Here is a 23,641-nt window from a genome sequence, read left to right as displayed (position 1 = left end):
GGGTTTGGTCAGCCCAGTTTGGAGACGTCTCGTACGGCGCCCTTGTCGGCGCTCGTTGCCATCGCGGCGTAGGCGCGGAGGGCGGCGGAGACCTTGCGGTCGCGATTCGCGGGGGCGTAGACGCCGTTCAGGGCGTCGCGGCGGGTGGCGAGTTCCTCGTCGGAGACCAGGAGTTCGACCGAGCGGTTCGGGATGTCGATGCGGATGCGGTCGCCGTCCTGGACCAGGGCGATGGTGCCGCCGGAGGCCGCCTCGGGGGACGCGTGGCCGATGGACAGGCCCGAGGTGCCGCCGGAGAAGCGGCCGTCGGTGATCAGGGCGCAGGTCTTGCCGAGGCCGCGGCCCTTGAGGAACGAGGTCGGGTAGAGCATCTCCTGCATACCGGGGCCGCCCTTGGGACCCTCGTAGCGGATGACCACGACGTCGCCGTGCGTGATCTGCTTCTTGAGGATCTTGTCGACGGCCTCTTCCTGGGACTCGCAGACGACCGCGGGGCCCTCGAAGGTCCAGATGGACTCGTCGACGCCCGCCGTCTTCACGACGCAGCCGTCGACCGCCAGGTTGCCCTTGAGGACCGCCAGGCCGCCGTCCTTGGAGTAGGCGTGCTCGGCGGAGCGGATGCAGCCGCCCTCGGCGTCCTCGTCCAGGGCCTCCCAGCGCTCGGACTGGGAGAAGGCCTCGGAGGAGCGGACGCAGCCGGGGGCCGCGTGCCACAGTTCGATCGCCTCGGGGGACGGGGATCCGGCGCGCACGTCCCAGGTCTTCAGCCAGTCGGAGAGGGACGGGCTGTGGACCGAGTGGACGTCCTCGTTCAGGAGGCCCGCGCGGTGCAGTTCGCCCAACAGGGCGGGGATGCCGCCGGCGCGGTGCACGTCCTCCATGTAGTACGTGCGGTCCTTGGCGACGTTCGGGGCGACCTTGGCGAGGCACGGCACGCGGCGCGAGACCTCGTTGATCTCGTCCAGACCGAAGGGGACGCCCGCCTCCTGGGCGGCGGCCAGCAGGTGCAGGATCGTGTTGGTGGAGCCGCCCATGGCGATGTCGAGGGCCATGGCGTTCTCGAACGCGGCGTGCGTGGCGATGTTGCGGGGCAGGACCGACTCGTCGTCCTGGTCGTAGTAGCGACGCGTGATGTCGACCACCGTGCGGGCCGCGTCCTCGTACAGGCCCTTGCGGGCCGTGTGGGTGGCGAGCACCGAGCCGTTGCCGGGGAGGGACAGACCGATGGCCTCGGTCAGGCAGTTCATCGAGTTGGCCGTGAACATGCCGGAGCAGGAGCCGCAGGTCGGACAGGCGTTCTCCTCGATACGGAGGATGTCCTCGTCCGAGATCTTGTCGTTCACGGCGTCGGAGATCGCGTCGACCAGGTCGAGCGTACGGACCGTGCCGTCGACCAGGGTGGCGCGGCCGGACTCCATGGGGCCGCCGGAGACGAAGACCGTCGGGATGTTCAGGCGCAGGGCCGCCATGAGCATGCCGGGGGTGATCTTGTCGCAGTTCGAGATGCAGATCAGGGCGTCGGCGCAGTGCGCCTCGACCATGTACTCCACCGAGTCCGCGATCAGGTCGCGGGAGGGCAGCGAGTACAGCATGCCGCCGTGACCCATCGCGATGCCGTCGTCGACCGCGATGGTGTTGAACTCGCGCGCGATGCCCCCGGCCGCGGTGATCGCCTCGCTGACGATGCGGCCGACGGGCTGGAGGTGGGTGTGGCCCGGCACGAACTCCGTGAAGGAGTTGGCGACCGCGATGATCGGCTTCCGTCCGATGTCCGCGCCCGGTACACCGGAGGCGCGCATAAGGGCACGTGCGCCCGCCATATTGCGGCCGTGGGTGACTGTGCGGGACCTCAGCTCGGGCATCGTCGCTCGCTCCTTCGGAGAGTAATGACTGAGGTCGAGCCTACGCCGGTGCGCCAGGATTCGGACGACGCGTCCGGAATGCGGGATGCGCGTCTCGGGGGGCGAGTGCCGGGGGGCGAGTGCCGGGGGTTGTTCTCAGTGGGTGGGTAGTGGGTGGGTGCGGGTCCGATGTGGCTGAGCGCGCCCACACGGCGGAGCCGCACGATGTCACAGCCCCGCGTCCCCTCGGGGGCGCTCAGCTCACGGGGCTGTCAAGTGGCCCTGTACCACCGGCGCCACCCGCTCGACGATGCGTTCCACGTCCGCCGATGCCAGCGGCTCGACCTTGATGACGTAGCGGAGCATCGCCACCCCCACCAGCTGGGCCGCCGCCAGTTCGGCGCGCAGTTCCGCGTCGGGCAGGTCGAGGCGGCCCGCGATGCGGCGCAGCAGCTGGGCGGCGACGAGGCGGCGGAAGACGGCGGCCGCGCTCTCGTTGTTCACGGCGGAACGGACGATGGCGAGCAGCGGGGTCCGAGTGGTCGGGTTCTCCCAGACACCGAGGAGGAAGCGGGTCAGGCGCTCACCGACCGTGTCGAGCGGGCCGTCCTCGACCGCGGCCGGCGCGGCCAGGGCGGGCGCGAACGCGCCCTCGACGGCCGCCTCGAAGACCTGCTCCTTGGTGCCGAAGTAGTGGTGCACGAGGGCGGAGTCGACCCCGGCGGCCTTGGCGATGCCGCGCACCGACGTCTTCTCGTAGCCGCGCTCGGAGAATTCCTCGCGGGCCGCGTCCAGGATGCGGTCGCGGGTGGCGGGGGCCGCCTCCGTCTCCGTACGGGAAGGCCGTCCCCTGCGACGGGGGGTGGCGGCGTCCGTCACCGGCGGGGCACCTTCACCGCGGAGGCCAGGTGCAGGCGGGTGAAGGCCAGCGCCTCCGCCAGGTCCGCCTCGCGCTCGGCGCTGGACATGGCACGGCGGGTGTTGACCTCGATGACGACGTGGCCGTCGAAGCCGGAGAGGGCGAGACGCTCCAGCAGTTCGGCGCAGGGCTGGGTGCCGCGGCCCGGAACGAGGTGCTCATCCTTGTTGGAGCCGTTGCCGTCGGCGAGGTGGACGTGGCCGAGGCGGTCGCCCATGCGGTCGATCATCTGCAGGGCGTCGCTGCGGGCCGTCGAGGTGTGGCTGAGGTCGATCGTGAAGTGGCGGTAGTCGTCCTTCGTCACGTCCCAGTCGGGCGCGTACGCGAGCATCTCGCGGTCGCGGTAGCGCCAGGGGTACATGTTTTCGACGGCGAACCGTACGTCCGTCTCGTTCGCCATGCGCCACATCCCCGTGACGAAGTCGCGCGCGTACTGGCGCTGCCAGCGAAAGGGGGGTGTACGACGACCGTCGACGCGCCCAGCTTCTCCGCCGCCGCCTGGGCCCGCTGGAGCTTGGCCCAGGGGTCGGTGGACCAGACGCGCTGGGTGATCAGCAGGCAGGGGGCGTGCACGGCGAGGATCGGGATCTGGTGGTAGTCGCTGAGGCGGCGGAGGGCTTCGATGTCCTGGCTGACCGGGTCGGTCCAGACCATCACCTCTACACCGTCGTAACCGAGGCGCGCGGCGATCTCGAAGGCCGTCGCCGTCGACTCCGGATACACGGACGCCGTGGACAGCGCGACCTTCGCATCCGGGATGCGCACGACTGGTTCTGCCACGAGGGACAGCGTAAGCCTCCGGCGGTCGGGCGGGGGATGGTGGGGGTTGGGTGGGGGGCGCCGTCGGACGGGGGTCGGGTGGGCATTGGGTGGGGCGCCCTGTCGCCGTTGTGGGGTGCACCGTGGGTGGGTGCGGGTGGTTTGTGGCTGGGCGCGCCGTTCCCCGCGCCCCTGGTGGGGCGGGGGACACGTGACGTCGGGTTACTCGGTCACTCTGAGGCCATCTGGTCCAGGCGGCGGAGGATGACGCCCTCTCGTAGGGCCCAGGGGCAGATTTCCAGGGTTTCCACGGCGAAGAGGTCCATGGCGCCCTCGGCGACGAGAGCGCCGGCGAGGAGTTGGCTGGAGCGACCGGGGGAGACACCGGGGAGTTCGGCGCGTTCGTCGGCGGTCATGGAGGCCAGGCGGGGGACCCAGTCCTCCAGGGAGCGTCGCTTGAGTTCGCGCTGGACGTAGAGGCCGTCCGTGGAGCGGGCGGCGCCGGCCAGGCGGGCGAGCTGCTTGAAGGTCTTGGAGGTGGCGACCACGTGGTCGGGGGCGCCGAAGCGGCTGAATTCACCGACGGTACGGGCGATCTCGGCCCGGACGTGGCGGCGCAGGGCCTTGATGTCCGCCGGGTCGGCGGGGTCGGTGGGCAGCCAGCCCGCGGTCAGCCGTCCGGCACCCAGTGGCAGCGACGCCGCCGCGTCCGGCTCCTCGTCCATGCCGTACGCGATCTCCAGCGAGCCGCCGCCGATGTCGAGGACCAGCAGCTTCCCCGCCGACCAGCCGAACCAGCGGCGGGCCGCCAGGAAGGTCAGGCGGGCCTCTTCCGCCCCGGTCAGGACCTGGAGCTCGACACCGGTCTCGGCCTGCACCCGGGCCAGTACGTCGTCGGCGTTACTGGCCTCGCGCACGGCGGAGGTCGCGAACGGCAGCAGGGCCTGGACACCCTTGTCCTCGGCGGCCTCCAGTGCGTCGCGGACGGTCGCGATCAGTTTTTCGACACCGTCGAGGCCGATCGCCCCGCTCCCGTCGAGCAGTTGGGCGAGCCGCAATTCGGCCTTGTGCGAGTGCGCGGGCAGCGGGCGCGCGCCGGGGTGTGCATCCACCACCAGCAGGTGCACCGTGTTCGAACCCACGTCGAGGACACCGAGTCTCATGTACGGAACGCTACTGCGAGTACGACGATCGACCGTCCCCGGAGCGGGCCGAGGCGACTTACCCTGGACGGGTGCCAAAGACGAAAAAGGCGAAGCCCGACAAATCGACCCAGGGTTCTTCGCAGGCGAAGACCTCCGCGTCCAAGAAGTCCCCGACAAAGTCCCCGAAGAAGGCCACCGTGTCCGACGAGAAGGGGCTCGACTTCGCTCGGGCATGGGTGGAGTTTCCGGATCCCGCCGACGACGAGCAGGTCTTCCGGTGCGATCTGACATGGCTGACCTCTCGCTGGAACTGCATCTTCGGAAGCGGCTGCCAGGGCATCCAGGCCGGTCGCGCCGACGACGGCTGCTGCACCCTCGGGGCCCACTTCTCCGACGAGGACGACGAGAAGCGGGTGGCCGGGCACGTGGCACGGCTCACGCCGGACATCTGGCAGCACCATGACGTGGGGCTGAAGACCGGCTGGGTCTCCGAGGACGAGGACGGCGACCGCCAGACCCGCCCCTACCAGGGCTCGTGCATCTTCCAGAACCGGCCCGGCTTCGCCGGCGGCGCGGGCTGCTCGTTGCACATCCTGGCGATCAAGGAGGGGCGCGAGCCCCTGGAGACCAAGCCGGACGTCTGCTGGCAGCTGCCCGTGCGACGGACGTACGAGTGGATCGACCGGCCCGACGACACGCGCGTGCTCCAGGTCTCCATCGGCGAGTACGACCGCCGGGGCTGGGGTCCGGGCGGCCACGACCTGCACTGGTGGTGCACGTCGGCGACCTCGGCACACGGCGCGGGCGACCCGGTGTACGTCTCGTACCGCCCGGAACTGATCGAGCTGATGGGCAAGGCGGGGTACGAGCGGCTGGTCGAGCTCTGCGAGGAGCGGCTGGCCTCGCAGCTGCCGTTGCTGGCGCCGCATCCCGCGGATCCGGTCGCCTGACACCCCCCGGTCCATCGCCTTCCCGCCCCTTCCCGCCCCGCGGGCGTTACGAGGACGGGGTCGGGGCGGAGCTGTCGCCGGGCGGCGGCGTCGAACCGCCCGGGTCCGACGGGCTGGACGGGCCCGACGGCTCCGACGAAGGGGGCGGGGACGAGGTGTCCGTGGGCGTCGGCTGGGGGTCGCTGGGCGTCGGCGGCGGGTCCGAGGCGGGCGGGGTCGGGCCGGGGGCGGACGGGGTGGGACGGCCGGGCGTCGGGCCGGAGCCGGCCGGGGCGGACGGACCCGCTGTTCCGTACCCCCCGATCGTGACCACCGCTCCCGCCGGTGCGATCGCCACCCGCGCGCCCCAGGGGCCCACCGGCTCGCGAAGATGATCGACGTACACCTTGATCGTAAACGTTTCTCCTGGGGCCAGCGTTCCCGACGACTGGCTGAAGTAGAGCCAGGAGGCTCCCGTCCCGGCCGACCAGTGGACCGGTGAGTTCCCGGAGGCGGCGAGCGTGACCAGGGTCGTGTCGCCGCTGCCCGAGGCCCGGACCGAGAGGTGTCCGGCGCCGCTTCCCGCACTGGGGGCGCTGATGACCTCCACGGAGACGTCGGGCGAGCGGTTCCCCTTGGTGAAACGGGCGTCGGCTCTGGCGCCGGCGTTGCCGGCGTTCTCGTACCCGCTCGCCTCCTCGCCGGTGATGCCGTCGGAGCCGTGCGCCTCGCTCGCGGTGATCGAGCGGCCGTCGGCGCCCTCGCCGGTGAGAGGCTCGCCACGGTAGGCCGCCCAGAGGGCCAGGACGGGTGCGGCGACGACGGTGGCGACGACGGTCGTCGTGACGGCACGCGCGCGAAGACGGTCCCGGCGGGCGGCGTGGTCCTTGGGGTCCACGGGGAAACCGCGCCGGTCGAAGCGTGGAGCGGCACCCCGTGCGCGCGGGACGTGTGCCATCGCGATGTGCAGGGCCGCGCGCGGGGCCTCGAGGACGGGGAGCGCGGCGGGCGTGACGGTGGTGCCGGGCCAGGCGCCGGGCGCGGCGCGCTCGGCGGTGCGGCGGCAGCGCGGACAGTCGTCGACGTGCCGGACCAGCTCCCGGCGCAGGGTGGTGCTCAGGACGAGCTGGTTGTCGCCGGTGAGGCGGCCGACGCTCGGACAGGTGCCGGTCTCCACGACGGCGAGGGCGGCGCGGGTGCGTTCGACCTCGCAGGCGGCGGTGGCGAGCAGTTCGCGCGCCTTGACGAGGTCCAGGCCGAGGACGGCGGCGACCTCGGCGGCGGCAAGCTGGTGGCGCACCGCGAGTTCGAGCGCCTCGCGCTGCTCGGGGGTGGTGCCGGCCGCCTCCGGCCAGGCCAGCAGCGCGAGTTCGTGCCGACGCCGGTCCTGCGCCTCCTCGGAGACCGGGGTGCTCAGCGCCTCGGCCGCATGCCGGTCGGCGGCTTCCCTGTGCCCCTTGAAGAGGGCCTTGTGCCCCTTGGCGGGCGCACGCCGGCCGGAGGCGTGGGCCGCCTGGCGCCTGCGCCGGGCCTCGGTCAGCTTGCGCAGACAGGACCAGCGGGCGAGGGCGTACAGCCAGGCCCTGCGGTCGTCCGCGGACACCGGGCCACGGTGACCACGGCGCTCGGCCAGCGCGAGGGCGTCCCCGAGGGCGGCGGTGGCCTCGTCGTGGTCGCACAGCACGGACAGGCAGTAGGTGAAAAGGCCGTCCAAGTAGGGCTCGTAGCGCGCGGGAGGGCGCTGAGCCAGGGTGCGGGTGTGCGCGCCACGGGGCGCGGTCACCCGCTTGCGCGCATCTCCGTGCGCCCGGTGTGCACCGGTGGTGTGCGTGGAGGTCTCCGGACTGCTGCTCATCACCCGTGCGACCGTAGGTGCCCCGGGGTGGCCCCTTCTTCCCCCTTGAGCACATTTAATCCGTACGGGTGAAACGATCCCTCAAAAGGGGACAGGACCCTCCGATTCCGTGGCCCACACCGTCACAGGCGGCAACGGCAGGCCATGGCAGATGCCTCGCCGGGCGGGCCCGCCCGTGCTGTCAGTCCTCTCGGCTACGGTTCCGTCATGGCTGCCCGTACGAAAACCGCGAAGGACCGGCCGTCCTACCGCTGCACCGAGTGCGGATGGCAGACGGCCAAATGGCTGGGCCGCTGCCCCGAGTGCCAGGCGTGGGGCACGGTCGAGGAGTACGGCGCGCCCGCGGTCCGTACGACGACACCGGGCCGCGTCACCACCTCCGCGGTGCCGATCGGGCAGGTCGACGGCCGCCAGGCCACGGCCCGCTCCACCGGCGTACCCGAACTGGACCGCGTCCTGGGCGGCGGTCTCGTGCCCGGCGCGGTCGTCCTGATCGCGGGCGAGCCCGGTGTGGGCAAGTCCACGCTCCTCCTGGACGTGGCGGCGAAGGCGGCGAGCGACGAGCACCGCACGCTGTACGTGACGGGTGAGGAGTCGGCCAGCCAGGTCCGTCTGCGCGCCGACCGCATCAAGGCGATCGACGACCACCTGTATCTGGCGGCGGAGACCGACCTGGCCGCCGTGCTCGGCCACTTGGACGCCGTGAAGCCCTCGCTCCTCATCCTGGACTCGGTCCAGACCGTCGCCTCTCCGGAGATCGACGGGGCGCCCGGCGGCATGGCCCAGGTCCGGGAGGTCGCCGGGGCGCTCATCCGTGCCTCCAAGGAGCGCGGCATGTCCACGCTCCTTGTGGGCCATGTCACCAAGGACGGCGCGATCGCGGGCCCCCGCCTGCTCGAACACCTGGTGGACGTCGTCCTGAGCTTCGAGGGCGACCGCCACGCGCGCCTGCGTCTCGTCCGAGGGGTCAAGAACCGGTACGGGACGACGGACGAGGTCGGCTGCTTCGAGCTGCACGACGAGGGCATCACGGGCCTCGCGGACCCCTCCGGCCTCTTCCTGACCCGCCGTGCCGAGCCCGTCCCCGGCACCTGCCTGACCGTCACCCTGGAGGGCCGCCGCCCGCTGGTGGCCGAGGTGCAGGCCCTCACCGTCGACTCCCAGATCCCCTCCCCGCGTCGTACGACGTCCGGCCTGGAGACCTCCCGGGTCTCGATGATGTTGGCGGTCCTGGAGCAGCGGGGCCGGATCAGCGCCCTCGGGAAGCGGGACATCTACTCGGCGACGGTGGGCGGCGTGAAGCTCTCCGAGCCCGCCGCGGACCTCGCGATCGCCCTCGCGCTCGCGTCGGCGGCGAGTGACACCCCTCTCCCCAAGAACCTCGTGGCGATCGGCGAAGTAGGGCTCGCGGGCGAGGTCAGACGGGTCACGGGAGTGCAGCGGAGGCTCGCCGAAGCCCACCGTCTGGGCTTCACCCACGCCCTCGTTCCCAGCGATCCGGGCAAGATCCCCGCCGGTATGAAGGTCCTGGAAGTCGCCGACATGGGCGAGGCGCTGCGGGTCCTTCCACGCTCCCGTCGCAGAGAGGCCCCACGGGACGAGGAGCAGCGCCGGTAGACTTTGCCCTGGTCTCGCCCGTCCGTACGAACCTTGGACGATTCTTGGGCGACCGGAAACCCGCGACCGGAGGAGTGCAGTGGCAGCCAACGACCGGGCAGCAGCTCCCGGAAAGTCCGGTGGGAGCTCCGGTGCCGATGGCCTGATGCGCGCCTCACTGAGCGCCGTGGCACCTGGCACGGCCCTGCGCGACGGGCTCGAGCGGATCCTCCGCGGGAACACCGGCGGACTCATCGTGCTCGGCTGGGACAAGACCGTCGAGTCGATGTGCACGGGCGGTTTCGTCCTGGACGTCGACTTCACGGCGACCCGGTTGCGCGAGCTGTGCAAGCTCGACGGCGGCATCGTCGTCGACAAGGACATCACCAAGATCCTGCGGGCGGGCGTCCAGCTCGTGCCCGATCCGACGATCCCGACGGAGGAGACCGGCACCCGGCACCGCACGGCGGACCGGGTGAGCAAGCAGGTCGGCTTCCCCGTCGTCTCGGTCTCCCAGTCGATGCGTCTGATCGCGCTGTACGTCGACGGTCAGCGCCGCGTCCTGGAGGACTCCGCCGCGATCCTCTCCCGCGCCAACCAGGCCCTCGCGACCCTGGAGCGCTACAAGCTCCGCCTCGACGAGGTCGCGGGCACGCTCTCCGCGCTGGAGATCGAGGACCTGGTCACCGTCCGGGACGTGTCGGCGGTGGCGCAGCGCCTGGAGATGGTGCGGCGCATCGCCACGGAGATCGCCGAGTACGTGGTGGAGTTGGGCACGGACGGGCGTCTGCTCGCCCTCCAGCTGGACGAGTTGATCGCGGGCGTGGAGCCCGAGCGGGAGCTCGTGGTCCGGGACTACGTGCCGGAGCCGACCGCGAAGCGCTCCCGCACGGTCGACGAGGCCCTCTCCGACCTGAACGCCCTGGCCCACTCCGAGCTCCTCGAACTGCCCACGGTGGCGAGAGCCTTGGGCTACACCGGCTCCCCCGAGGCGCTCGACTCGGCGGTCTCCCCGCGCGGCTTCCGCCTCCTTGCCAAGGTCCCGCGTCTGCCCGGCGCGATCATCGACCGCCTCGTGGAGCACTTCGGCGGTCTGCAGAAGCTCCTCGCCGCGAGCGTGGACGACCTTCAGGCGGTCGACGGGGTGGGCGAGGCGCGGGCGCGCAGCGTCCGTGAGGGGCTGTCGCGACTGGCGGAGTCGTCGATCCTGGAGCGCTACGTCTGACGCACGCCGTGTGACGGGCCATGTCTTACGTGCCATGTATTACGTGCCACGTCGTCTTACGTGCCAAGTCTTACGGGGCCGGGCGCGTTTGAAGGGCGTGTGCGGGCCGGGCGGGCGTGACCGCAGGCCTCGGCCCTCGAGAGCGCGGGGGCTCCCGCCCCCGCGCTCAGTCCTGGGACAGCACGAACGACGTCGTCGCCTTCGCCAGGCCCGGTGCCTTCGCCTCCACCAGATAGGTGCCCGCGGTCGCCGAACCCGCCGGAGGTGTGGCGCACTGGGCGGCGCTGGCCGTGCGGTCCCAGTCGACCGTGTAGGTCACCTGGTCGCCGGCCGGAACGCGGAAGTAGAGACTGGCCGCGTCCTTGGGGCAGTCGCTCGAGGACCAGAAGCTCTTGTCGCCGCCGGCCTGAGTGATCGTCAGGACCGCGCTCTTCGGGCCGAGATCGACCTTGCAGTCACTGGCGGAGGAGTTCTTCGCGATCAGCTCGATCGAGGGCTTGTCGCCGGGGGCGTACGTGTTGTGCACGCTGCGCAGGGTCAACTTGACGGCACCCGCGGTGCAGTTGGGGAGGGTGGAGCCGGCCGGGACCTGATCCCCGGAGCTGGTTCCACCGCCGGAACCGCCTTCCGAGCCACCACCGCCCGCGCTGCCGGTGCCACCGGACCCGTCTCCACTACCAGTGCCACTGCTGCCGCCACTGCCACTGCTGCCGCCACTGCCACTGCTGCCGCCGCTTGCCGTGCCGGCAGTCGCGCCGGGGCTGGACTCGTCGCGGCCGCCCGGGTGTTGGCTGATCGCGGGTCCGGAACCGGAGGGGCCCGGGGTGATCGTCTGCACGGGGTTCTTCCCGTTGGACCCGTCCGCGTTCTTCTTGCCGCCTCCGCCGCCGCTGCTGACGACCCAGGCGATCAGCAGCGCCAACAGCGCTACCACGGACAGCAGAACGACCCTCCGACGCCAGTAGATGGTGGAGGGAAGTGGCCCGACCGGATTGCGCATAGATCCCACGGCGCAAACTGTACGAGAGATCCACGCCCGCGCTCGCCCCACCCGCCGCCCTGAACGTCAACTTTTCCGGATCATCATTCCGGCACACCGGTCGAGTTGCCCCCACACCGCCCCTTCCCTTCCTCCGGGGGCCGCCGGGCCCGGCCCTCCGGCCGACCGGAGCACCCCTTCAGGGGCGAGGGACTGTGACATTGCGCGGCTCCGCCGCGTGGGCGCGACCGGCCCCCACCGCCCCGCGGGCGAAGGAGCCCGTCTGAGGCCGGGGCGAAAAGCCACTCCTCCGCGCCTCGGAGGAAACCGCGTAGTCCCACCCCCGCATGGCAGGATCGGAACCGCCATGACTGCACCCACCATGCCCACACCCAGCCCCCAGCCCGACGCCCCCGGCAAGACCCTGCACGAACCGGTGATCACCTGGTTCGACGAGCACGCCCGCGACCTCCCCTGGCGCCGACCCGACGCCGGCCCCTGGGGCGTGATGGTCAGTGAGTTCATGTTGCAGCAGACCCCGGTGAGCCGTGTCCTGCCCGTGTACGAGCAGTGGGTCGCCCGCTGGCCCCGCCCCGCCGACCTGGCCAAGGAGGCTCCGGGTGAAGCCGTCCGCGCCTGGGGCCGGCTCGGCTACCCCCGCCGTGCGCTCCGGCTGCACGGCGCCGCGGTCGCCATAACGGAACGGCACGGCGGCGACGTACCCACCGAGCACGCTCAGCTGCTCGCGCTGCCCGGTATCGGGGAGTACACGGCCGCCGCCGTCGCCTCGTTCGCGTACGGGCAGCGGCATGCCGTGCTGGACACGAATGTCCGGAGGGTGTTCGCACGGGCCGTCACCGGCGTGCAGTACCCGCCGAACGCCACCACCGCCGCCGAACGCAAGCTCGCCCGTGCCCTCCTGCCCGAGAACGAGGGCACCGCCTCCCGCTGGGCCGCCGCCTCCATGGAGCTCGGCGCACTGATCTGCACCGCGAAGAACGAGGCCTGCCACCGCTGCCCGATCGCCGCGCAGTGCGCATGGCGGCTGGCGGGCAAGCCGGCGCACGACGGCCCGGCGCGGCGCGGCCAGACGTACGCGGGCACGGACCGCCAGGTGCGCGGCAAACTCCTCGCCGTACTGAGGGAGTCCGTCGGCCCGGTCCCACAGTCCGTGCTCGATCGCGTGTGGGACGAGCCCGTGCAGCGGGCCCGCGCCCTCGACGGACTCGTCGCCGACGGACTCGTGGAGCCGCTCCCCGGTGGTTTGTATCGGCTGCCCCTGACCTAGTCACCGCCCCCAGGACACCGGTCACACCCGCAAAACCACCCCAACCGGGACTTGTAACCACACCGCCTTACCCACCTCATACATCCGTTACACAACCGACGTACAGCCGAGCGCTCACCGAAGGCTGCCTCGGACAACCCCGTGACAACGCCTCCGTAGCTTCATTTCCGTACCGCACACACAGCAGAACGACAGCGGGACACAGGAAACGGACAACCGGCAGCAGGCGCGAGCCAGGTCGGAAACGGGGATGGAGGCGGTTGATCATGGCGCACGGCGAGGTGCTCGAATTCGAGGAGTACGTCCGCACTCGGCAGGACGCGCTGCTGCGCAGTGCCCGTCGCCTGGTCCCCGACCCCGTCGACGCCCAGGACCTTCTGCAGACCGCGCTCGTACGGACGTACGGCCGCTGGGACGGCATCGCGGACAAGCGGCTCGCGGACGCCTATCTGCGCCGCGTGATGATCAATACGCGGACCGAGTGGTGGCGGGCGCGGAAACTCGAAGAGGTGCCCACCGAGCAGCTCCCGGACGCCTGCGTCGACGACTCGACCGAGCAGCACGCGGACCGGGCGCTCCTTATGGACATCATGAAGGTTCTCGCTCCCAAGCAACGCAGCGTCGTGGTGCTGCGACACTGGGAGCAGATGTCCACGGAGGAGACGGCCGCCGCCCTCGGCATGTCGGCCGGAACGGTCAAGAGCACGCTGCACCGGGCGCTCGCCCGGCTCCGCGAGGAGCTGGAGAGCCGCGACCTGGACGCACGCGCGCTCGAACGTGAGGAGCGGGAGCGTTGCGCGGCCTAGGAACTCGGGCCAGGCAGGTCCTGAAGGCGGGGAGCGTGGTGACGGCCGCGCTCGCCGCCCTCGGCCTTTTCCTGACCGCCTGCGCCACGGGTGGCACGGGCGCCCGCGACGAGGGCCCGGCGAGCAGTGAGGCGGTGGCGAAGGGGGCCCCGAGCCGCGCGGCCTCCGCTCCCCCGTCCAAGACACCCAAGCGCGTGGACGCGGTCAAGCTCGTCAAGGACGACCCGGAGGTCAGCGACTCGGTCAAGAGCGCGCTGACGAAACCGTGCGTCGCCGACGAGTACCCGGTCGACGTGTCGTACGGGGATCTCACCGGAGGAACCACCGACGACGTCGTGGTCAACGTCATGACCTGCGGGGATGCCGTGGGGATCGGATCGTACGTCTACCGCGAGGAAAGCGGCAGGTACGAGAATGTCTTCAAGACCGAGGAGCCGCCGGTCTACGCGGAGATCGACCGGGGCGACCTGGTGATCACCCAGCAGTTGTACAAGAAGGGCGACCCGGTGGAATACCCCTCCAGCGAAGAAGTGATCACCTACGGGTGGACCGCGACCCACTTCACCGAGAGGTCCCGGACGCACAACGACTACAGCAACGCGGTGGGCGGCGCCGACACGCCCGCTCCCGCCAACTGAGCGCAGACGGAGCAGCCGGATGGCAGAGCAGACCCACGTCCTGTTCGTCGAGGACGACGACGTCATCCGCGAGGCCACGCAGCTTGCTCTCGAGCGCGACGGCTTCGCGGTGACGGCCATGCCCGACGGGCTCTCGGGCCTGGAGGCGTTCCGCGCCGACCGTCCCGACATCGCCCTGCTGGACGTGATGGTCCCCGGACTCGACGGTGTCTCGCTGTGCCGCCGCATCCGTGACGAGTCCACCGTCCCCGTGATCATGCTGTCCGCGCGTGCCGACTCGATCGACGTCGTGCTGGGGCTGGAGGCGGGCGCCGACGACTATGTGACCAAGCCCTTCGACGGGGCCGTGCTGGTCGCCCGGATCCGCGCCGTGCTGCGCCGTTTCGGACACGCGAGCGGTCCGAACGGAACCCCTGAAGAGGCCTCGTCCGTCGACGGCGGGATGCTCTCCTTCGGTGACCTGGAGATCGACACCGAGGGCATGGAAGTCCACAAGGGCGGTACGCCGGTGGCTCTGACGCCCACCGAGATGCGGCTGCTGCTGGAGTTCTCCTCCGCACCGGGTACGGTGCTGAGCCGCGACAAGCTGCTCGAACGCGTGTGGGACTACGGCTGGGGCGGGGACACCCGTGTCGTCGACGTCCACGTGCAGCGGCTGCGGACGAAGATCGGCCAGGACCGGATCGAGACGGTCCGTGGTTTCGGCTACAAGTTGAAGGCCTGAGCAGGGATATGCGGGGGATATTTCGGCGCCGGACTCCGGCGGGCGGCGACGGCCCGACCGGCCGCAGCAGACCGGCCGACGGGGACGCCGGGCGCGGGCCGGTCAACGGGTACGGCCCGGCCGCCGGGTATGGGCCTGCCGACGGGCACGGGCCGGCCGACGGGTACGGCCCGGTGACGGGGAACAGTCCGGTGACCGGGAACGGTCGGACCGGCTGGAACGCACCTGCCGACGGCCGGGGCACACCCGTTCGTCGCGGCACGCCCGTCAGCCAGGGCCCAGCCGCCCGCCGCGGCGCGCCCGTGGGCATGCGTAGGCCGGCCGCCGCCGGGAACTCCGGGATTCGCACGGGTATCCGGTGGAAGCTCAGCGCGGCGATCGCCATGGTCGGCGCGCTGGTCGCGGTCGCGCTCAGCCTCGTCGTGCACAACGCGGCGCGCGTCTCGATGCTCGACAACTCGCGCGACCTGGCGGACGAGCGCATCACGGTCGCCGAGCGCATGTACGAGTCCGGGCGGACCCAGGCCTTCGGGGTCAAGGTCGACGACCCGGCCATTCCGAAGGACCTGCTGGCGAAGGTCATGCAGGGCCGGCGGGCCACCTTTGTGGCCGACCGTCCGAACGGGGTCCCGGACATCTGGGCGGCCGTACCCCTCAAGGACGGCCGCGTCCTCTCGCTCCACACCGGTTTCACGGACCGCAACACCGACGTCATGAAGGACCTCGACCAGGCGCTGATCATCGGCTCGATCGCGGTCGTCTTCGGCGGCAGCGCGCTCGGCGTGCTGATCGGCGGCCAGCTCTCGCGCCGGCTGCGCAAGGCCGCCGCCGCGGCGAACCAGGTCGCCAAGGGTGAGACCGACGTACGGGTGCGGGAAGCGATCGGCGGGGTCGTGCGGGACGAGACCGATGACCTCGCGCGCGCGGTGGACGCCATGGCGGACGCGCTCCAGCAGCGCATCGAGGCCGAGCGCCGGGTGACCGCCGACATCGCCCACGAACTGCGCACGCCGGTGACCGGCCTGCTGACGGCGGCGGAGCTCCTTCCCCCGGCCGCCCCACGGAACTCGTCCGCGACCGGGCCCAGGCGATGCGGACCCTCGTCGAGGACGTCCTCGAGGTGGCGCGGCTGGACGGCGCCTCCGAGCGGGCCGAACTCCAGGACATCCTGCTCGGCGAGTTCGTGTCGCGGCGGGTGGCCGCCAAGGACGCCGACGTCGACGTACGCGTGATCCACGAGTCGGAGGTCACGACGGATCCGCGCCGCCTGGAGCGCGTGCTGTTCAATCTGCTGGCCAACGCGGCACGGCACGGCAAGCCGCCGATCGAGGTCTCGGTCGAGGGCCGGGTCATCCGGGTCCGCGACCACGGTCCCGGCTTCCCCGGGGAGCTTCTCGCCGAGGGCCCCAGCCGTTTCCGCACCGGCAGCAGCGACCGCTCGGGCCACGGTCACGGCCTCGGCCTCACCATCGCGGCCGGTCAGGCCCGGGTGCTCGGTGCCCGGCTGACCTTCCGCAACGTCCGGCCCGCGGGAGCCCCGGAGCACGTGCCTGCGGAGGGGGCGGTCGCGGTGCTGTGGCTGCCGGAGCACGCGCCGACGAACACCGGCAGCTATCCGATGCTGCCGACCTGATGCCGGTGTAGCGAGTACCGGTTGTTATTGCCGTTGCCGTTGCTGTCGCTTTTGCCGTAGTCGTCGTGGGAGCCGTCATCGTCGGCCGGCCCCGGCTCGGCCCGTTCCCCGGCCCGCCCACCCGGTTCGTTCGGCCGCGGGCCGGCGGGGCTGGGCGCGCGGTTCCCCGCGCCCCTAAAAACCTCGGCTCGCCCGGCGTTGCGCACACAAGGCCGAACACCGACCCGCATCACTCAGCCCGTCCGGCACTTGAGAACGAGACCGAAAGCCGACACCCCACCCACCCCGACCCGCATCACTGAGCCCATCCGGCACTTGAGGACAAGGCCGAAGGCCAACACCCCAACGACCACACCCTTCAACCCGTCCAGCGTTCAAGGACAAGGCCGGGGGCGTTGTCCCACCCACCCCGGCCCCCATCACTCACCCCCCGACGCCTGAGGACAAGACCGGAAGGCGCTACCCCACCCACCCCGGCCCCCATCATCATTCAGCCCGTCCGGCGATTGAGGACGAGGCCGTTCAGGCCGATTCGGGGGGCCGGGGGCGGAGCCCCCGGGGATGGGACGGGTAGGGGCGGCGGGGGCGAGGAGGCTCGGGGGGCGCCAGGTGCGTACAGGAGAAGACCCCCGGGGCGGACACTCCGGGGGTCTTCGGATCAAGCGGGGTTGGATCGGGCGACGTCGGGTCGGACCAGTCAGACGGTCTCGACCACGGTCGGCTTCGGCGCCGAGTCGTTCACCGCGTCCTCGGCCGAACCCTCCGGCGACGGCGCCCCCGCCCCCCGAAGCGGAACCTCCTTCACGAACACCGCTGCCACCAGCGCCCCCACCGACACCACCGCACCCAGCAGGAACGCGGAGTGCGTTCCGGAGGACACCGCGTACTGGTACGCCTCCCGCGCCGCGGCCGGCAGCTTGGCCAGGCTCGCCGCGTCCAGCTGCGCCGACTGCTCGGTGACCTTGGACCCCAGCGCCCCGGCCCGCTCGGTCATCACGTCCTGGACCCGCTGGTTGAACAGCGCACCCATGATCGCGACGCCGAAGGACGAGCCGAGCGTACGGAAGAGGGTGGTGGACGAGGACGCGACGCCCATGTCCTTCATCTCGACGCTGTTCTGCGCGACCAGCATGGTGATCTGCATCAGGCAGCCCATGCCGAGACCGAGTACGGCCATGTACAGCCCGGAGGTGAACCGGGTCGTAGCGGTGTCCATCTGAGAAAGCAGGAACAGGCCGACCGCCATGAGGACGCCGCCGACGATCGGGAAGGCCTTGTAGCGCCCGGTGCCGGTGGTGACCCGACCGGCGACCATCGAGGTCACCAGCATCGCGCCGAGCATCGGCAGCAGGAGCAGCCCGGAGTTGGTCGCGGACGCGCCCTGCACGGACTGCTGGTACAGCGGCAGGAAGAGCGTGGCGCCGAACATCACGAAGCCGGTGATGAAGCCGATGATCGACATCAGCGTGAAGTTGCGGCTGCGGAAGATGTGCAGCGGCATGATCGGCGCGGCGGCCTTGGTCTGCACGAAGACGAAGCCGACCAGCGCGGCGACACCGATGCCGATGAGCTCCATGATCCTGGCCGAGCCCCAGGCGTACTCGCTGCCGCCCCAGGTGGTGACCAGCACGATGGACGAGATACCGAGGGCCAGCAGTCCGGCGCCTAGGTAGTCGATCTTCGCCTGGACACGCTTCTTCGGCAGGTGCAGTACGGCACTGATGGCGAGGAGCGCGACGATGCCGAGCGGCAGGTTGATGTAGAAGGACCAGCGCCAGCCCCAGTGGTCGGTGATGGTGCCGCCGATGAGCGGTCCGCCGATCATGGCGAGCGCCATGATGCCGGCCATCATGCCCTGGTACTTGCCGCGCTCCCGCGGCGGAATCAGGTCACCGATGATCGCCATGACGCCGACCATCAGACCACCGGCACCCAGTCCCTGAACGGCACGGAAGCCGATGAGCTGCCCCATGTCCTGGGCCATACCGCTGAGCGCGGAGCCGACCAGGAAGATCACGATCGAGGTCATGAAGGCGCCCTTGCGCCCGTACATGTCGCCGAGCTTGCCCCAGATGGGGGTGGAGGCGGCGGTCGCGAGCGTGTACGCGGTCACGACCCATGACAGGTGCTGGAGGCCGCCCAGCTCGCCCACGATCGTCGGCATCGCCGTGCCCACGATCATGTTGTCGAGCATGGCCAGCATCATTGTGATCATGAGCGCGAGCAGCACGACGCGTACGCTGCGCGGTTGTTTCTCGGTCTCTATGACCGCTTCCTTGTTGTCCGCCACGGTTCCACTCCCCTGGGTACTTACTTGCCGCCCGGCAAGTTGACTACACTGAGGGAAGTTAGACCGGTAACTAGCCGGGCGTCAAGTAAGTTTTCCTGGAATTGCCAGTCGGACGACGCGTACGTTTCAAGGAGTGCGAGGAGTACAGGGATGGGCGGCGACACCATGGACGGCACCAAGCGACAGCGCCGCGGGGACACCCGCCAGCGCATCCAGGACGTCGCCCTCGAACTCTTCTCCGAGCACGGCTACGAGAAGACCTCGCTGCGCGAGATCGCCGAGCACCTCGACGTCACGAAGGCGGCGCTCTACTACCACTTCAAGACCAAGGAAGACATCCTCATCAGTCTCTTCCAGGACCTGTCCCGGCCCATGGACGAGCTGATCGAGTGGGCGCGGCAGCAGCCTCGCACGCTGGAGACGAAGCAGGAGATCCTGCGCCGCTACAGCAACGCGCTCGCCGACGCGGCCCCGCTCTTCCGCTTCATGCAGGAGAACCAGGCCGCCGTCCGCGAGCTCCGCACGGGCGAGGACTTCAAGGACCGCATGATCCGGATGGTCGGCCTGCTCAAGGAGCCGGACGCCGATCTGACGGACCAGGTGCGCTGCATCAGCGCGCTGTTCTCGATGCACGCCGGGATGTTTTTGCTCAAGGACGTCGAAGGCGACCCCGAGGAGAAGCGCAAGGCTGTCCTGGAGGTCGCGATCGACTTGGTGACGCAGGCGCACGGTGGCGCCGTCGTCGCCCCTGAAGCGTCTTAGACGGTCACGCCCTGGGCGCGCAGGAAGACGACCGGGTTGACCGCGGAACCGTAGTTCGGGGTCGTACGGATCTCGAAGTGCAGGTGCGGGCCGGTGGAGTTGCCGGTGCTGCCGGAGAGCGCGATGTGCTGGCCGGTCGCGACGACCTGCCCGATCCGCACGTCTATCCGGGACAGGTGGGCGTACTGCGAGTAGGTCCCGTTGCCGTGCTTGATGACGACGGCGTTGCCGTACGCGGGACCGTCACCGGCGCCGTTGCCGCCGGCCTTGACGACTGTGCCGCCGTGCGCGGCGACGACCTCGGTACCGGTGGGCACGGCGAAGTCCTGCCCGGAGTGGTTGTGCTGCCACAGGTTGCCGGCCTGGTTGAAGCCCGCGGAGAGCGTGTACTTCTTCACCGGGTCGACCCAGGAGGCGGCCGGCTTGGTGGCGGCCGTCTTCACGGCGGCCTGCGGGGCCGCCTCGGTGGCGGCGGCCGCGACCCCGGCGCCCAGTACGGCCGTGGCTCCCACGCCGACGGCCAGGACGGCCGCCCTGGAGCGGAGCAGGGACATACGGGAGTGGCGGGACGTGACGCGCTTCGACATGCGGAACCTCGTGGGAACGGAGACGGGGGTCAGGTCCACCCGACGGACAAGTCGTCGCCGAGTGGGCCATCCCTTGGTAACCCGAGTCCTGGCCGTCCCACAAAGTCCTCATCTACGACGCCAGATCGTAGTTCACCCTAAAATTTCCAGCTTCTTGACAGACGCCCCACTCCATGGCGAATACGTCCGATTTTTCAGTGTAGAGACGTTTAACCCCACATACGGGCGTTGCGTTCCGACGTCATACGGCCCCGTCGCACCACCGACCACGGCACCGCACACCCCATGGGGGTTGTGCACCGTTGTGTCCGTTTTGCCCATCGCTCGTCACCTACTACCCGCCCTAGTACGGGAAAAATCGCCTGTGCGTCATGTCACCGCGAGGGCGTGTCGCAGGGCTGTGCGGGACCCCCCGACCCCGACCGCACTCCCCACCCGCGAGAGGCCCTAATGTGAGCTGCGCAGCCGTCACCGTGCCGTCCGGGGGAGCGTCATGGAACCAGCAGCCGTAGGTGCCAAACTGGCCTCGAGCGTGGTCGCGCCGCTCGTCAGGAAGCTGTTCGTGGCGGACGGGCCGGGCGCAGGGCTGGTCGAGAAGCCACTGCGGATCTCCGGGTTCGTCTCCTTCAGGGGAGAGAAACGGACCCTCGGGGAGAAAGAGCTGACCACGCTGGCCACCGAGCTGGTCGCACGAGCCCTGCGCACCGGGGAACGCCCGCTGGCCTCCGACGAGGAGCAGGCCGTCGTCCACGCCCTCGCCGACACCCTGCACGCCCTCGGCGACCTCGCCATGACCGACGTACAGGCCGTGGAACTCGGTCACGAGGCGCTCGCCCTGCGGCTGCGCGCCGCGAGCGGCAACCCCGAGCGGGACCTCTCCCTCGACGCGACCCTGTTCTACGAGCGGATCCTGAGCGCGGCCTGCCTGCACATCCTGCACTTCTTCACCCAGCGCTCGGCCTTCGTGGCCCGCACACTGGTGGAGCAGAGCCGCAGGCAGAGCGAACTCATCGCGAGGATCGACGAGCTGATCGCGCGGACTCCGCCGCCCGGCGGCGCGGATCCCGCCTTCGAACAGCGGTACCTCGCGTACGTCGCGACCAAGCACAGCCGGCTCACCATCTACGGCATCGATCTCGTCAACTCCCCCGAGCGCTGGCCCCTCGACGCCGCCTACCTCAGCCTGCGGGCCGTACGGACCACCGAGGACGCGGAGGCGACCGGCCCGGGCGGGACACACATCGCGGCCGCCGGCAGCACCCTCCCCGCCGAACAGGCCCTCGCCGAACAGGACCTGGTGCTGCTGCGCGGAGTGGCCGGCTCCGGCAAGACCACCCTCGTGCAGTGGCTGGCCGTGACCGCGGCCCGGGGCGAGCGCGGCGACCGGATCCCGTTCGTCCTGCCCCTGCGCACCCTCGTACGCCGCCCCGACGGACTCCCGGAACCCGACGGTTTCCTCGCCGCCGCCCGCGTGCCCTTCCACGCCACCCAGCCGGACGGCTGGAGCGACCGCGTCCTCGGCGCCGGGCGCGGACTGCTCCTCGTCGACGGCATCGACGAGATCCCCGAACGCGACCGTGAGCGGACCCGCCGCTGGCTGCGCGAACTGCTGGACGTCTATCCCGGCAACCAGTGGCTGGTGACCTCCCGCCCCTCGGCCGTCCGCGAGGACTGGCTCACCCCCGACGGCTTCACCGAGCTCGCCCTCACCCCCATGAGCCGCGACGACGTCACCGCCTTCATCCGCCGCTGGCACACGGCCGCCCGGCTCGACGCCCCGGACACCGACCGTCTCGACGGCTACGAGCACTCCCTCCTCACCGCCGTCGGCACCAAGCCCGACCTCGGCCGACTCGCCACCAATCCGCTGATGTGCGGGCTGATCTGCGCGCTGCACCGCGACCGGCGGGGCTATCTGCCGCACGGCCGACAGGAGTTGTACGACGCTGCCCTGTCCATGCTGCTGTCGCGCCGTGACGAGGAGCGCGACATGTTCGCGCCCGAACGCGCCGGCGGCATCCACCTCACGGAACTCCCGCAGGTCCAGCTCCTCCAGCGCCTGGCCTACTGGCTCATCCGCAACAACCAGTCCGAGATGGACCGCGACCGTGCCGAACGCATCGTCGCCGACGTCCTGCCGTCCCTCCCGTCCGCCGCCGCGCAGGGCGACGCCCCGGCGATCCTGCGCCACCTTCTCGTCCGCAGCGGCCTGCTCCGCGAACCCACCCTCGGCACCGTCGAGTTCGTCCACCGCACCTTCCAGGACTACCTGGGCGCGCGGGCGGCGGTGGAGGACGGGGACTTCGGGCTGCTGGCGCGCAACGCCTTCGACTCCCAGTGGTCGGACGTCATCCGGATGGCGGTCGCCCACGCCCGCCCCCGCGAACGGGCCACCCTCCTGGCCGACTTGACCCAATCCGCCGAGGAGACGTCCGGAACGGCGGGTACGCGTATACGACTTCTCGCCCTGGCCGCGCTGGAACACGCCACGGAACTCGACCCCCACGTCCGCGCGGCCGTGGAGCGGAACGCCTCCTCGCTCATCCCGCCCCGTACGGCCGAGGAGGCCCGCACCCTCGCCGACGCGGGCCCGCTCGTCCTGGAGCTGCTGCCAGGCCCCGAGGGGCTCACCGACGGCGAGGCCAGGGCCGTGGTCATCACCGCGTCGCTCATCGGCACGGACGCGGCGCTCCCGGTCCTGGCCCGCTTCCGGTCGCATCCGTCGCTGCCCGTACGGGCCCAACTCTCTTGGACCGCCCACCGGTTCGACACCCGGCGTTACACGGCCGACGTCGTCGCCCATCTACCACCGGACGACCTGTACTTCTGCGCGCACACCGCCGACCAGCTGCGCGCCCTGCGCGACCTCGGCGGCCGACCCATGCTCCAGGTCGTCGGGGACATCGACGCGGACGACATACGCGAGGGGCTGCTGCCGGACCAGCTGTCCAAACTCGTCGTACGCGACAACCGCGTCCTGCGTGATCTGAGCTTCCTGTCGGATCAGGCACGGCTCGTACATCTGGACGTCAGCGGCGGCAGCCCGTACGTCGACGACCTCACTCCGCTCGCCGGGCTGCCCCTGAAATGGCTTTTGCTCGCCGGGTTGCCCGGACTCGAGAATCCGGAAGCGTTGGCACCGCTCTCGGCATCCCGCACTCTGCGCCTGCTCGACATCGGCTTCCCGTTGCACGCAGACTCCCTCGATGAGGTACTCCCCCGGAATCTGCCGCTGACGTATCTGCGGTTCACCAGGAACGCTCTGCGGCACACCGGATTGCGCGGCCTGCGTCATATGCACTCGCTGAAGCAGCTGAGTCTGGCCACACTCCCCGAAATCCTCACCCCCGAGGACTTCGCAGAGATCACCCGGCTTCCCGCTCTACAAGAACTTCGTGTGAACTGGAATGCCGTCGGGTGGAGCGCTGGTCCGGTACTGCCGAACGTGACGAGACTGCGGCTCAACACGTTCACAGGAAACGAAGACCTCTCAAATGTCGCGGCCCTCTTTCCCGGCCTGCGCAGGGTCACGTTCCATCTCGCCCCGGACGTGACCGACGTACCGGAACATCTCCTGGCGTTCCTCCCGGACACCGCGGCCGTCACCATCGAGAAAACGGACAGCGTGGTGTGAAAAAGGGGCTGCCCCGGGACCGAGGTCCCGG

The 23,641-nt window shown here is 70.7% G+C and carries 16 protein-coding genes and 2 pseudogenes; 10 read left to right on the top strand and 8 right to left on the bottom strand.

Annotated features, from left to right (window positions below; all coding sequences use genetic code 11):
- Positions 1–8 precede the first annotated feature (8 nt).
- From ilvD to AAFF41_RS27090, 4 genes and pseudogenes are all read right to left on the bottom strand, one after another.
- The gene (gene ilvD / locus AAFF41_RS27105; protein ID WP_319751814.1) at positions 9–1,862 is read right to left on the bottom strand and encodes a dihydroxy-acid dehydratase; all 1,854 of its coding nucleotides are present in this window, start codon (positions 1,860–1,862) and stop codon (positions 9–11) included.
- Positions 1,863–2,102: 240 nt separating this feature from the next.
- On the bottom strand, positions 2,103–2,720 hold the full coding sequence (locus AAFF41_RS27100; protein ID WP_319751816.1) for a TetR/AcrR family transcriptional regulator: 618 nt from the start codon (positions 2,718–2,720) through the stop codon (positions 2,103–2,105).
- Positions 2,717–3,540 (bottom strand): annotated as a pseudogene (locus AAFF41_RS27095) (sugar phosphate isomerase/epimerase family protein). The gene AAFF41_RS27100 and the pseudogene AAFF41_RS27095 overlap by 4 nt, the downstream one beginning before the upstream one ends.
- A gap of 209 nt (positions 3,541–3,749) precedes the next feature.
- Positions 3,750–4,682: a Ppx/GppA family phosphatase gene (locus AAFF41_RS27090; RefSeq protein WP_319751819.1), complete on the bottom strand. Its 933-nt coding sequence runs from the start codon at positions 4,680–4,682 to the stop codon at positions 3,750–3,752.
- Positions 4,683–4,753: 71 nt separating this feature from the next.
- On the opposite strand from AAFF41_RS27090, the gene AAFF41_RS27085 reads away from it, so the two are divergent.
- Positions 4,754–5,614, top strand: a complete 861-nt coding sequence (locus AAFF41_RS27085; protein WP_425526167.1) for a DUF3109 family protein — start codon at positions 4,754–4,756, stop codon at positions 5,612–5,614.
- A 46-nt stretch (positions 5,615–5,660) separates the two neighbouring features.
- On the opposite strand, the gene AAFF41_RS27080 is transcribed toward AAFF41_RS27085, so the two are convergent.
- On the bottom strand, positions 5,661–7,451 hold the full coding sequence (locus tag AAFF41_RS27080; protein WP_319751821.1) for a BACON domain-containing protein: 1,791 nt from the start codon (positions 7,449–7,451) through the stop codon (positions 5,661–5,663).
- 204 nt (positions 7,452–7,655) lie between these two features.
- Between AAFF41_RS27080 and radA the strand changes: the two genes are divergently transcribed.
- Positions 7,656–9,065 (top strand): DNA repair protein RadA, encoded by a 1,410-nt coding sequence (radA, locus tag AAFF41_RS27075; RefSeq protein WP_067373622.1) that lies wholly within the window; start codon positions 7,656–7,658, stop codon positions 9,063–9,065.
- Between the two features lie 79 nt (positions 9,066–9,144).
- Positions 9,145–10,269 (top strand): DNA integrity scanning diadenylate cyclase DisA, encoded by a 1,125-nt coding sequence (disA, locus tag AAFF41_RS27070; RefSeq protein ID WP_054228678.1) that lies wholly within the window; start codon positions 9,145–9,147, stop codon positions 10,267–10,269.
- 166 nt (positions 10,270–10,435) lie between these two features.
- On the opposite strand, the gene AAFF41_RS27065 is transcribed toward disA, so the two are convergent.
- Positions 10,436–11,278 carry a hypothetical protein gene (locus tag AAFF41_RS27065; RefSeq protein ID WP_319751822.1) on the bottom strand — a complete coding sequence of 281 codons (843 nt, stop codon included), beginning with the start codon at positions 11,276–11,278 and terminating at the stop codon, positions 10,436–10,438.
- A 337-nt stretch (positions 11,279–11,615) separates the two neighbouring features.
- Between AAFF41_RS27065 and AAFF41_RS27060 the strand changes: the two genes are divergently transcribed.
- The 5 genes and pseudogenes from AAFF41_RS27060 (at position 11,616) to cseC (ending at position 16,337) form a co-directional block, all read left to right on the top strand.
- Positions 11,616–12,536: an HhH-GPD family protein gene (locus tag AAFF41_RS27060; RefSeq protein WP_319751823.1), complete on the top strand. Its 921-nt coding sequence runs from the start codon at positions 11,616–11,618 to the stop codon at positions 12,534–12,536.
- A 266-nt stretch (positions 12,537–12,802) separates the two neighbouring features.
- Positions 12,803–13,342 (top strand): SigE family RNA polymerase sigma factor, encoded by a 540-nt coding sequence (locus tag AAFF41_RS27055; RefSeq protein WP_060898668.1) that lies wholly within the window; start codon positions 12,803–12,805, stop codon positions 13,340–13,342.
- Positions 13,330–13,980 (top strand): hypothetical protein, encoded by a 651-nt coding sequence (locus AAFF41_RS27050; protein ID WP_388409302.1) that lies wholly within the window; start codon positions 13,330–13,332, stop codon positions 13,978–13,980. Before AAFF41_RS27055 ends, AAFF41_RS27050 begins: the two co-directional genes overlap by 13 nt.
- 19 nt (positions 13,981–13,999) lie before the next feature.
- Positions 14,000–14,704 carry a two-component system response regulator CseB gene (gene cseB / locus AAFF41_RS27045; protein ID WP_054228674.1) on the top strand — a complete coding sequence of 235 codons (705 nt, stop codon included), beginning with the start codon at positions 14,000–14,002 and terminating at the stop codon, positions 14,702–14,704.
- A 308-nt stretch (positions 14,705–15,012) separates the two neighbouring features.
- A pseudogene (gene cseC / locus AAFF41_RS27040) lies at positions 15,013–16,337 on the top strand (two-component system sensor histidine kinase CseC).
- 697 nt (positions 16,338–17,034) lie between these two features.
- Here cseC and AAFF41_RS27035 read toward each other — a convergent pair.
- A complete protein-coding gene (locus AAFF41_RS27035) occupies positions 17,035–18,627 on the bottom strand; it encodes an MDR family MFS transporter (protein WP_319751826.1) in 1,593 nt (530 codons plus the stop codon).
- 150 nt (positions 18,628–18,777) lie between these two features.
- On the opposite strand from AAFF41_RS27035, the gene AAFF41_RS27030 reads away from it, so the two are divergent.
- On the top strand, positions 18,778–19,389 hold the full coding sequence (locus AAFF41_RS27030; RefSeq protein ID WP_319751827.1) for a TetR/AcrR family transcriptional regulator: 612 nt from the start codon (positions 18,778–18,780) through the stop codon (positions 19,387–19,389).
- On the opposite strand, the gene AAFF41_RS27025 is transcribed toward AAFF41_RS27030, so the two are convergent.
- On the bottom strand, positions 19,386–19,976 hold the full coding sequence (locus AAFF41_RS27025; protein ID WP_054237512.1) for a M23 family metallopeptidase: 591 nt from the start codon (positions 19,974–19,976) through the stop codon (positions 19,386–19,388). The two genes, AAFF41_RS27030 and AAFF41_RS27025, sit on opposite strands and share 4 nt — an antisense overlap.
- Before the next feature lie 493 nt (positions 19,977–20,469).
- Between AAFF41_RS27025 and AAFF41_RS27020 the strand changes: the two genes are divergently transcribed.
- A complete protein-coding gene (locus AAFF41_RS27020; RefSeq protein ID WP_343324752.1) occupies positions 20,470–23,610 on the top strand; it encodes an NACHT domain-containing protein in 3,141 nt (1,046 codons plus the stop codon).
- The last annotated feature ends 31 nt before the right edge of the window (positions 23,611–23,641 follow it).

The sequence above is a fragment of the Streptomyces mirabilis genome (assembly GCF_039503195.1).
Lineage (GTDB): Bacteria > Actinomycetota > Actinomycetes > Streptomycetales > Streptomycetaceae > Streptomyces > Streptomyces mirabilis_D.
The sequence above is the reverse complement of the archived record's forward strand: the minus strand, read 5'-3'. Positions and strand labels throughout refer to the sequence as shown.

What these genes read in the sequence shown, in the direction of transcription:
- radA (WP_067373622.1), top strand. Translation starts at nt 7,656, where the DNA reads ATGGCTGCCCGTACGAAAACCGCGAAGGACCGGCCGTCCTACCGCTGC.
- AAFF41_RS27025 (WP_054237512.1), bottom strand. Translation starts at nt 19,976, where the DNA reads ATGTCGAAGCGCGTCACGTCCCGCCACTCCCGTATGTCCCTGCTCCGC.
- AAFF41_RS27055 (WP_060898668.1), top strand. Translation starts at nt 12,803, where the DNA reads ATGGCGCACGGCGAGGTGCTCGAATTCGAGGAGTACGTCCGCACTCGG.
- AAFF41_RS27090 (WP_319751819.1), bottom strand. Translation starts at nt 4,682, where the DNA reads ATGAGACTCGGTGTCCTCGACGTGGGTTCGAACACGGTGCACCTGCTG.
- AAFF41_RS27030 (WP_319751827.1), top strand. Translation starts at nt 18,778, where the DNA reads ATGGGCGGCGACACCATGGACGGCACCAAGCGACAGCGCCGCGGGGAC.
- AAFF41_RS27020 (WP_343324752.1), top strand. Translation starts at nt 20,470, where the DNA reads ATGGAACCAGCAGCCGTAGGTGCCAAACTGGCCTCGAGCGTGGTCGCG.
- AAFF41_RS27060 (WP_319751823.1), top strand. Translation starts at nt 11,616, where the DNA reads ATGACTGCACCCACCATGCCCACACCCAGCCCCCAGCCCGACGCCCCC.
- ilvD (WP_319751814.1), bottom strand. Translation starts at nt 1,862, where the DNA reads ATGCCCGAGCTGAGGTCCCGCACAGTCACCCACGGCCGCAATATGGCG.
- cseB (WP_054228674.1), top strand. Translation starts at nt 14,000, where the DNA reads ATGGCAGAGCAGACCCACGTCCTGTTCGTCGAGGACGACGACGTCATC.